The 10,182-nt window shown below is 38.9% G+C and carries 10 protein-coding genes; 9 read left to right on the top strand and 1 reads right to left on the bottom strand.

Going from position 1 to position 10,182, the window contains the following annotated elements; genetic code table 11:
• The 9 genes from ACJHV0_RS02975 to lptD form a co-directional block, all read left to right on the top strand.
• A partial coding sequence (locus ACJHV0_RS02975) for an inner membrane-spanning protein YciB (RefSeq protein ID WP_483133339.1) occupies nt 1-366 on the top strand: 366 nt, incomplete at its 5' end.
• Nucleotides 356-823 carry an acyl-CoA thioester hydrolase YciA gene (gene yciA / locus ACJHV0_RS02970; RefSeq protein WP_334234068.1) on the top strand — a complete coding sequence of 156 codons (468 nt, stop codon included), beginning with the start codon at nt 356-358 and terminating at the stop codon, nt 821-823. The genes ACJHV0_RS02975 and yciA, both read left to right, overlap by 11 nt.
• 1 nt (nt 824) lies before the next feature.
• Nucleotides 825-1,106 carry a YciI family protein gene (locus ACJHV0_RS02965; RefSeq protein ID WP_334229763.1) on the top strand — a complete coding sequence of 94 codons (282 nt, stop codon included), beginning with the start codon at nt 825-827 and terminating at the stop codon, nt 1,104-1,106.
• An 80-nt stretch (nt 1,107-1,186) separates the two neighbouring features.
• Complete coding sequence (gene glnE, locus ACJHV0_RS02960; protein WP_483133338.1) at nt 1,187-4,078, top strand: bifunctional [glutamate--ammonia ligase]-adenylyl-L-tyrosine phosphorylase/[glutamate--ammonia-ligase] adenylyltransferase; 2,892 nt, start codon at nt 1,187-1,189, stop codon at nt 4,076-4,078.
• Nucleotides 4,079-4,145: 67 nt separating this feature from the next.
• Nucleotides 4,146-4,523 carry a YacL family protein gene (locus tag ACJHV0_RS02955; RefSeq protein ID WP_025236315.1) on the top strand — a complete coding sequence of 126 codons (378 nt, stop codon included), beginning with the start codon at nt 4,146-4,148 and terminating at the stop codon, nt 4,521-4,523.
• A gap of 75 nt (nt 4,524-4,598) precedes the next feature.
• Nucleotides 4,599-5,186, top strand: coding sequence for a Der GTPase-activating protein YihI (gene yihI, locus ACJHV0_RS02950; RefSeq protein WP_025236314.1), 588 nt, complete (start codon nt 4,599-4,601; stop codon nt 5,184-5,186).
• 16 nt (nt 5,187-5,202) lie between these two features.
• Nucleotides 5,203-5,670: a DUF2489 domain-containing protein gene (locus ACJHV0_RS02945; RefSeq protein ID WP_483133340.1), complete on the top strand. Its 468-nt coding sequence runs from the start codon at nt 5,203-5,205 to the stop codon at nt 5,668-5,670.
• Nucleotides 5,670-7,037, top strand: a complete 1,368-nt coding sequence (hemN, locus tag ACJHV0_RS02940; protein WP_025236312.1) for an oxygen-independent coproporphyrinogen III oxidase — start codon at nt 5,670-5,672, stop codon at nt 7,035-7,037. The genes ACJHV0_RS02945 and hemN overlap by 1 nt, the downstream gene beginning before the upstream one ends.
• A 109-nt stretch (nt 7,038-7,146) precedes the next feature.
• The gene (lptD, locus tag ACJHV0_RS02935; protein ID WP_483133337.1) at nt 7,147-9,480 is read left to right on the top strand and encodes an LPS assembly protein LptD; all 2,334 of its coding nucleotides are present in this window, start codon (nt 7,147-7,149) and stop codon (nt 9,478-9,480) included.
• A 120-nt stretch (nt 9,481-9,600) separates the two neighbouring features.
• On the opposite strand, the gene plsY is transcribed toward lptD, so the two are convergent.
• On the bottom strand, nt 9,601-10,182 hold a 582-nt coding region (plsY, locus tag ACJHV0_RS02930; RefSeq protein WP_483133336.1), incomplete at its 5' end, for a glycerol-3-phosphate 1-O-acyltransferase PlsY.

Here is a 10,182-nt window from a genome sequence, read left to right as displayed (position 1 = left end):
AGTGCTTATTTTAATGAAGTGAAATATTTACAATGGAAAGTTACCATCGTTTATTCGCTTTTTGCTCTGGTGCTATTAGTAAGCCAATTTGTGTTTAAAGCACCGTTAATTAAAAAATTACTCGGTAAGGAAATTAATTTGCCGGAGCAAGTGTGGAATAAAATCAACTTCGGTTGGGCTATTTTCTTTATTATTTGTATGTTGCTTAATATTTATATTAGCCAATATTTATCCGAAGATGTTTGGGTTGATTTTAAATCCTTTGGCATTATCGGATTAACATTGGTTGCAACAGTTATAACGGGTTTTGTACTTTACCCTTACCTAAAAGAGGCTGAAAAACAGGAAAAACAAGATGAAAAATAAACCTTATGAAAAAGATCCTGAAGGGAAACTGATTTTAAGAACGCTTGCAATGCCATCAGACACCAATGCTAATGGTGATATTTTTGGTGGTTGGATTATGTCGCAGATGGACTTAGGTGGTGCAATTTTAGCGAAAGAACTTGCGAAAGGCAGAGTTGTTACGGTAACAGTAGATAAAATGATTTTCCACAGACCAATCTCTGTCGGCGATGTGGTGTGTTGCTACGGCAAATTGATGCACGTTGGTCGTTCTTCAATGCAAGTAAAAGTTGAAGTGTTTATCAAGCAGGTTTATGAAGGCACGCGTGAACGTTTTCTGGTAACAGAAGCGTTATTTACTTATGTTGCTACTGATAAAGAAGGCAAACCTCGAGCTGTGCCAAGAGAGAATAATCCGGAATTAGATGAAGCTTTATCATTAATTACCCCAACTACTACTGATGAACAAGGAGAATAGTATGTATTACGTTATTTTTGCACAAGATAATCCGAACACGTTGGAAAAACGTTTAGAAGTACGTCCTGCACATTTAGCTCGTTTAGAGAAATTGCAGGCTGAAAATCGTTTATTAATTGCCGGTCCTAACCCAACGGAAGATGGTACAGGCGTAACAGGTTCGACGGTTATTGCTGAATTTAACTCTCTTGAAGAGGCTCAACAATGGGCAAGCCAAGACCCTTATGTTGATGCAGGTGTATATGGCGATGTGATTGTTAAGCCGTTTAAGAAAGTGTTTTAATTTTTTCTCCCCTCTTTAGCAAAGAGGGGAATGGATAAAACGTGCAATACCAATCCATTCCCAATTTTGAGCCTAAATTTATGCTTACCACTCTAATTTCCCAATCCCAACTTAATTTACCAGCCGATTTGCAAAATTCTGAGCAAATTCAACCGCTTGTTGTGGCGATGGCAATGTCTAATTTAGTCAAACAAACCTTGCAGAAACATCCTGATTTACTGGAGCAATGGGTTCATTTTACTCCAACAGTAGAGGAGTGTGGTAATTATGCCACTCGTTTAAATGGGATTTTAGCAACGATTGAAAATGAGGAACAACTTAGCAGAGCATTGCGACAATTTCGCCATCGTGAATTAGCTCGATTGAGCTTTTTGCAATCAAACAAACTTGCTACAGTTGAATTTGTATTTCAACGCTTATCAGACTTAGCTGAAAGTCTGATTTTAACCGCAAGAGATTGGCTATTTAAAAAGTGTTGTGAAGAATATGGTACGCCAATGAATAGCTTGGGGGAAAAGCAAGAAATGCTGATTTTAGGAATGGGGAAACTTGGTGGAGGAGAGCTAAATTTTTCATCTGATATTGATCTCATCTTTACTTACCCTGATGCCGGCGAAACAGTGGGTGGACGTAAGCCGATTGAAAACAGCAAATTTTTTACCCGACTCGGTCAGCGTTTAATTAAAGCTCTTGATGATATTACCGCTGATGGCTTTGTATACCGTACTGATATGCGGCTTCGTCCTTTTGGCGACAGCGGAGCGTTAGTATTCAGTTTTGCCGCAATGGAGGATTACTACCAAGAGCAAGGGCGTGATTGGGAACGTTATGCGATGATTAAAGCCAAAATTTTGGGCGAAGAGAGTCAAAACATCAATCATCGCTACTTAAAACAGATGCTACGACCTTTTGTTTATCGTCGTTATTTGGATTTTTCTGCAATCCAATCTCTACGTGAAATGAAGCAAAAAATCAGCCGTGAGGTGGTTCGTCGTAGTTTAACGGATAACATCAAACTTGGTGCCGGTGGTATTCGGGAAGTAGAATTTATTGTACAAACCTTCCAAATGATTCGTGGCGGGCGAGATAAAATTTTACAGGAACGTAGCCTGTTAAAAGTACTCCCTCGCTTGAGTGAGCTGAATTTATTAACGCAATCACAGGTAGAAAAACTGCATAACGCTTATATTTTTTATCGTCAAGTGGAAAATGTACTACAAGCGATTGATGATAAACAAACGCAAACTTTACCGACAGATCTTGATGATCAAGCTCGTCTTATTTTTGCTTGTCGGAGCTATTGGCAGCAAGCCTTAAATAGCGAAGATAGCATTTTTATAGAACACTCATTTAGCGATTGGGCAGGATTTTTAGCGGTGTTAAGTTGCCACCAAAATGAGGTTCGCCACATTTTTAATGAATTGATTGGTGAGGAAGAAAATGAAGATGAAGCCTCTCCATTAAATGAAAAATTAGCTGAATGGAAAGATATTCTGAATTACAACATCTCATTAGAAGATTTGTCTGCCATATTAAAAAATTATCCCCGAGTCGCAGAAAGCGATTATGAGGCGATTTTCCACCATTTTTCCACTACTTTCCAAGATTGGGTAAAACGCCCGATTGGGGTAAGAGGGCGAGAAGTGCTTCGCAATTTAATGCCGAAAATCGCAGACAGCATTTTTGAGCGTGAGGATTATTTATTACTTTTACCTCGTTTGCTCAACATCGTAGATAAAATCACAACCCGTACAACCTATCTGGAATTGATGGTGGAGCGGGAACAGATCTTGCCACAGCTATTAACACTCTGTAGCAAATCGGTAATGATTGCCGAGCAAATTGCTCGCTACCCAATGTTACTTGATGAACTGATAAGATACAACGGCTTAACCGAAGTGTTAGAGCTTGATCAGTATCAATCTGCCTTGCAAGATTATTTAATCCGCATTCCAGAAGAAGATGAAGAAGCTTTGATTGATGGCTTACGTCAGTTTAAACAAACCCAAATTTTACGTATATCGGCTGCTGATATTTTGGGGGGGCTGCCCGTTATGAAGATCAGCGATCACCTTACTTACTTAGCACAAGCCATTATCAATGCGGTAGTGAATATGGCGTGGAAGCAGGTTAGCCGGCGTTTCGGTACACCTGAACATTTAGAGTCTGATGAAAAAGGCTTTGCGGTTATTGGCTATGGAAAATTAGGTGGGATTGAACTAGGCTATAATTCAGACCTTGATCTGGTTTTTTTGCATAATGCTCCAGAAGATAGCCAAACGATTGGCGGTAAAAAGGAAATTTCAAGCCATCAGTTTTACTTAAAACTTGCTCAAAAAATTAACTCGATTTTTAACCTTAACACCAGTGCCGGCGTGTTATATGAAGTGGATATGCGACTTCGCCCATCCGGTGAAGCGGGGCTTTTAGTCAGCACCTTTAATGCCTATGAACACTACCAACAAAATGAAGCTTGGACGTGGGAAAGTCAAGCCCTTGTGCGGGCAAGATGTGTGTTTGGGGCAGAGTATTTAAAGCAAGAGTTTGAACGCATCCGTCAATCTACCTTGGCATTACCTCGCACAAGCGGTCAATTACGCCAAGAAATTTGCGAAATGCGGGAGAAAATGTATCAGCACCTGAGTTCCCATTCGCAAGACAAATTCCATATCAAAACCGATCAGGGCGGCATTACTGATATTGAATTTATTGCTCAATATTTGGTGCTGGCTCACAGTAATGAAAATCCACAAATGGCGGTATGGTCTGATAACGTACGGATTTTCGACAGTGCGGTGGAATGCGGCATTTTAAGTCTACAAGAGAGCGAGCAGCTCAAACATTGCTACACATCACTTCGCAACAAAATTCACCATTTAAACTTACTCCGCAAAGAAAATGTGGTTGAGGCAGCAGAATTTGTGGAAGAGAGGGAGTTTGTGAGAAAAATGTGGCAATCATTATTGAACTAAATGGTAAAATTTTTCCAAAAAACAACCGCTTGTTAGGCTATAATAGCTATTAAAGAGGAGAATATGTATGGAATATCAATTTACGCATAGTATTCACGGTATTGTGGCAAAATGTTCAATGGATCACGAGGCATTTGCCCGTTGGTTGAATACGGAGATTACAGGCAATCCGAAAGAGCTGGAAACCATTTTTGCTGAAATTGAAAAATGCAGAGCAGCTTTCCCAAATCATTATGAATGCGTATTTGAAGGACGTGAATACAGTATTTATTTTGATTATGATGAAGTGATGGCAAAAGCGAATAACTTAGATGCGGCTTTTGACGAAGAAGAAATGGAAGAAGGTTTTCAATTTTACAATGAAGAGAGTATTGCGTTTTGTGGCTTAGATGATTTTGAAAAATTTCTTAAAGCCTATCGGCACTTTATGCAAACTTACCATTAATTGAAATCAACGCTATTAAGGCAAGGTAATTCCTTGTAGAATAGCGTTTTATTAAAACTAGATGATGAAACAATTATGAGTCGTACGAAAAAAACACGCCGCATTACTGATATTATGCCGGCAAGAAAAACAGATAAACCAAAGCAACCAACCCCTAAATTAGGTGGCGGTAAAAATCGTAAATTAACCCGTTATGAGTTAGATGCTCAAGCTCGTGAGGAAAAGCGTAAACGCAAACATAAAGGTTTACCGACCGGTTCTCGTAATGCTGATCCGGCAGAGCAGAAAAAAGCGGTTGAGAAAGAAGTAAAAGATCCACGTATCGGCAGCCGTAAAAAAGTGCCGTTAATGGTGGAATTTGTTAATCAACCGGAAAAAGGGCGTACGATTAAGCCTGTTCCGGTTGAACCTGTAAAACCAACGCTTTCACCTGAGCAAGAGTTAGAGCAATTAGAAAATAATGAATGCTTAAATCAGCTATTAGATGATTTAGAAGCAGGCAAAACGTTATCGCTTGAAGATCAGAAATTTATGAATGAATGTTTAGACCGCATTGATGAATTAATGACGGAACTTGGCATTGAATTTGAAGATGAAGACGGTGATAACGGTGATGCGTTATTACGCCAATTTGAAACAATGGATATTAATAAATTCCGCTAACGGATAGCAAATTATGATGCTAAAAATATTCCTGATTGTACTAGCTATACTTATTCTGATTTCAATGGCTGGTTATGCAATCCATTTAATGCTTAAAGTCCGTTTACAAAAAAGACGTGAGCAAGAGTTGATTGAAGAAGCTAAACAATCACAAAAAGCCCGCTATCTACGTATTTTAGAAAGCATTGATGTGATTACCAGAGCAATGATTTCTGAACAATGCGATCTTTCCGAAGGCGTTTTACGTTTAAAGCCTCTGTTAGATGTATTGGGTAAAAAATTAATCCACTATAATGCGATGTGGGCGTTATATGAAGTGGTGGAAAATATGCCGATTTTAGATGAACGTAAAAATTTAAAACGCAATGAACGAATGAAACTTGATTTAGAGCGTGAGGCAAAAGAAGCTGAGCTTGAAGCCGAGATTAAAATCGAGTGCGAGCAATTATTAAAAGATATTGAAGAAATGAGAAAGGCAGTCTAATGTCGGAAATTATTTGGGATTTAGCCCTTATTCAAAAATATAACCATTCAGGTCCTCGTTACACCTCTTACCCAACGGCATTAGAGTTTAACGAAAATTATACTAATGATGATTTTATTGCAGCGGCTGCTCGTTATCCTGAGCGTCCGCTTTCGCTTTATGTACATATTCCGTTTTGTCATAAACTGTGCTATTTCTGTGGCTGTAATAAAGTGATTACTCGCCATCGCCATAAAGTTGAAATATATTTAGATTATTTAGAGCGTGAAATTAAAACCCGAGCACCGCTATTTACAAATCGCTTGGTTACGCAAATTCACTGGGGCGGTGGTACTCCAACTTATTTAGATGAAGATCAATCTGCACGTTTGATGCAAATGCTACGTACTCATTTTGAAATTAGCGAAGATGCTGAAATCAGTATCGAGATGGATCCGCGTGAAATTGAACTAGATATGTTAGATCACCTAAAAGCTATCGGCTTTAACCGAATTAGTATGGGGATTCAAGATTTCGACAAAGAAGTGCAACGTTTAGTAAACCGTGAGCAAGATGAAGAGTTTATTTTTGCATTAATGAAGCGTGCAAAAGAACTTGGTTTTGTTTCAACCAATGTAGACTTAATTTACGGCTTACCGAAACAAAATGTTGAGAGCTTTATGTACACGTTACAACGTGTGGTAGAATTAAATCCGGATCGTATGAGTGTGTTTAACTACGCACACTTGCCAAGTCGTTTTGCAGCACAGGTTAAAATCAAAGAAGAGCTACTGCCGGCACCGGAAACAAAGCTTACGATCTTACAAAAATCGATCGAATTCTTAGGCGAAAACGGTTATAAATTTATCGGTATGGATCACTTTGCCAAACCTGATGATGAACTTGCGGTTGCCCAAGAAAAAGGGATTTTACACCGTAACTTTCAAGGCTATACAACACAAGAAGAGTGCGATTTGTTAGGTATGGGCGTTTCAGCAATCAGCTTACTGGGCGATACTTACGCTCAAAATCGCAAAGAGTTACAGCAATATTATGCTGATGTGGAAGAAAGTGGCATTGCTTTACATAAAGGTATTGCACTTACCCAAGATGACTGTATTCGCCGTGATGTGATTAAAGCCCTGATTTGCAACTTCAAGCTCGATTTTGCAACTATTGAAAAGCAATACGGTATTGATTTTAAAGCCTATTTTGCTGAAGATCTGACTTTATTAGAGCCGTTAGCGGAAGATGAATTATTAACGATTAACGATGATGGCATTGTGGTGTTACCGCGTGGACGTTTGTTAATCCGTAATATTTGCTTATGTTTTGATGTATATTCAAGACAATTAGCGAGAAGACAGCAGTTTTCCCGTATTATCTAGTAGAACAAGCGGTTATTTTTTTAAGATTTTTTGCAAAATATAAAATAATCGGATTTGCAAAAAAACGTTCAAATTCAACCGCTTGTTCCCAATTCAGAAAGGAAAAATAATGAAACAGCGTTATAGCTTACTTTCTCTTGCTGTGATGGCAGCTTGTTATAGTAATTATGCAGTAGCTGATCTAAAGCAACAATGCTTGCTTGGTGTACCTCAATTTCAAGGTGAGGTAGTAGAAGGCGATCAGCTCAGAATGCCTGTTACCATTGAGTCTGACAGTGCGGTGATTAATCAGCCTCGTGATGCAACTTACACGGGTGATGTGAGTATTAAACAAGGCAATCGTTCAATTGTGGCTGATCAGGTTCGAGTGGAACAAGACGGCGAAAATGCCCGAATGGCATATTTGCAAGGTAACTTTAACTATCAAGACAATTTGATTCAAGCCACTGGAGCTGATGCTACTATTAATCTGCTTTCCAAAGATGCCAACTTAAGTAATGCTAACTATCAATTAGTCGGCAGACAAGGGCGAGGTACAGCAGAGTATGGTGAATTTGGAGATAGCAAACGTACGCTTAAAAATGCCAGTTTCACTTCTTGTTTACCCGATGATAATTCTTGGCAAATTGACGCGAATGAGATGATCCAACACGTTGATGAAGAGTATGCTGAAATGTGGCACGCTCGTTTCAAAGTCTTAGGTGTACCTGTTTTCTACTCACCTTATTTACAATTTCCGATTGGTGATCGTCGTCGCACTGGGTTACTTATTCCAAGTTTTGAGCGTTCAAGCAAAAATGGTTGGACCTACTCTCAACCATTTTACTGGAATATTGCACCGAATATGGATGCGACAATCACACCAACTTACTATTCCCGTCGTGGCTGGCAAGTTAGTCCGGAGTTTCGTTATCTAACTAAAATCGGTCAAGGCTTGGTGGCAACAGAGTATATGGCGAAAGATCGTCTCAGTGAATATCAACCGGAAAATGATGATCGTAAACGTTATTTGCTCCACTGGCGACACGCAATGAGTTTCTTAACTGATTGGCGTTTCTCGGTAGATTATACCAAAGTTAGCGATAGACGCTATTTCTCTGATTTTGATTCAGACTATGGTAACAGTACAGACGGCTACGCAACACAAAATTTTAGATTAGGTTATTACCAACCAAATTATAATTTATCGATTTCAGGTAAAAAATTCCAAACCTTCGATGAATTGGATATCGGACCTTACCGTGTACTCCCACAAATTGACTTTAATTACTACAAAAACGATTTAATTAAAGGTGGCGATTTCAAATTCTTCGCTCAAGCCGCTCGTTTTGAAAATGATAGTAAACTAATGCCAAAAGCGTGGCGTTTCCACGCTGAGCCAACGTTGAACTTCCCATTTGCAAATCGCTACGGTAGTTTGAATTTAGAAACTAAGTTATATGCAACTCATTATTTGCAAAGTAAAGGAAGTGAAAGTACAGAAGAGATCAAGAAAAGCGTAAGCCGAGTATTGCCTCAAATTAAGTTAGATTTCAAAACGGTTTTAGCATCAGATAAACAACTATTCTCCGGTTTTAATCAAACGATTGAGCCGAGATTGCAATATATTTATCGTCCATACAAAAATCAAAGCGATATTGGTTCTAAACGCCAGAAAAGTGTGAGTTTAGGTTATGATTCGGCACTATTGCAAAATGATTACTTCTCACTATTTAACGACCGCCGTTATAGTGGTTTAGATAGAATTGCTTCAGCAAATTTAATTACAGCCGGTGGAACAACTCGCTTCTTTAACAATGAAACGGGCGAAGAGGTATTCAACTTTAGTTTAGGTCAAACCTATTATTTAAGCCCATCAAAAATTGATGATACATCGGATAATAGCACTGCTAAACGTTCTTCTTCGTGGGCGGCAGAATCTAACTGGAAATTCCATAAAAAGTGGAACTGGCACGGTAGTTATCAATATGACACTCGCTTAAATCAAACTTCTTTAGCGAATATGTCATTGCAATATAAACCGCAATCAGACAAATTGATTCAGCTTAACTATCGTTATGCAAGTAAAGATTATATCAATCAAAACTTAAATACGAATAGATATGGTCAATCTATCAAGCAAATTGGTGGAGTATTAGGTTGGGAATTGACGGATAAAGTATCGATAATGACGAGTTATTATCATGATATTGCTTTGAAGAAACCGGTTGAAGGGCAGCTTTCTCTGAACTACAACACTTGTTGTTGGGCAGCGAATGTCTATGTGGCTCGCCGCTTAGTTTCAACGCCTGTCGGTTCGCCTGATACGATTAACGATTTTTACTACGATAATAAATTCGGGATTAACTTTGAGTTACGTTTTGGCACAAGTTATAGCAATGGCGTATCGAGAATGTTAAAACGAGGCATTATTCCTTATACTGAACCTTACGGTATCAATTAAAAAAAAGCGAGAACATTGTTCTCGCTTTTTTATGCCAATATAAATCTCAGGGCACGAGATTGATGTGCTGTAGATTAACTTATCCTGAGTTTCATTCGAAAATCTGAACTATGCCTATTTTTACGCTTTCTTTTTCTTTAATTTGTCCCACATTTTATCTTCTTGTCCTCGCCATAAACGTTGAATATTGTCGTGGTGGCGGTAGACCAACAAACAACATACTAAGGCAACAGGGAAAGTAAATTGTGGCTCAAACCACCAAATATAAAACGGTACAAGTAGGGCAGTTAGCACTGCACTTAAAGATGAGTAGCCGGAAATCAAAAACACCAAAAGCCAAGTACAAATTGCTCCACCTGCAACAATAAAACTCAACGCAGAAATTGCCCCAAATGCAGTGGCAACGCCTTTTCCGCCTTTAAATTGAAAGAAAACCGGGAAAATATGCCCCAGACAAACCGCTAATGCAATAAAACCAAGTTGTGAAGGAGATAAGCCAAAATAAATTCCCATTGCCACAGGTAATGTGCCTTTTAAAATATCGAATAAAAGCACGCCCAACGCCGCACTTTTACCCCCGATTCTAAGCACATTGGTTGCTCCGGCATTATGCGAGCCGGTTTCTCTTGGGTCGGGCAAGCCTGCAAGTTTGCAGAAAATGATCGCACTTGAAATTGAGCCTAGCAAATAGGCAATCAAGAT

This window comes from Mannheimia sp. (assembly GCF_056854775.1).
Note: the sequence above shows the minus strand (reverse complement) of the source record. Positions and strands in the feature narration are given on the sequence as shown.

Bases quoted from the DNA above. Each gene is read 5' to 3' on its own strand.
- yciA (WP_334234068.1), top strand. From the start codon at position 356: ATGAAAAATAAACCTTATGAAAAAGATCCTGAAGGGAAACTGATTTTA.
- ACJHV0_RS02965 (WP_334229763.1), top strand. From the start codon at position 825: ATGTATTACGTTATTTTTGCACAAGATAATCCGAACACGTTGGAAAAA.
- glnE (WP_483133338.1), top strand. From the start codon at position 1,187: ATGCTTACCACTCTAATTTCCCAATCCCAACTTAATTTACCAGCCGAT.
- ACJHV0_RS02955 (WP_025236315.1), top strand. From the start codon at position 4,146: ATGGAATATCAATTTACGCATAGTATTCACGGTATTGTGGCAAAATGT.
- yihI (WP_025236314.1), top strand. From the start codon at position 4,599: ATGAGTCGTACGAAAAAAACACGCCGCATTACTGATATTATGCCGGCA.
- ACJHV0_RS02945 (WP_483133340.1), top strand. From the start codon at position 5,203: ATGCTAAAAATATTCCTGATTGTACTAGCTATACTTATTCTGATTTCA.
- hemN (WP_025236312.1), top strand. From the start codon at position 5,670: ATGTCGGAAATTATTTGGGATTTAGCCCTTATTCAAAAATATAACCAT.
- lptD (WP_483133337.1), top strand. From the start codon at position 7,147: ATGAAACAGCGTTATAGCTTACTTTCTCTTGCTGTGATGGCAGCTTGT.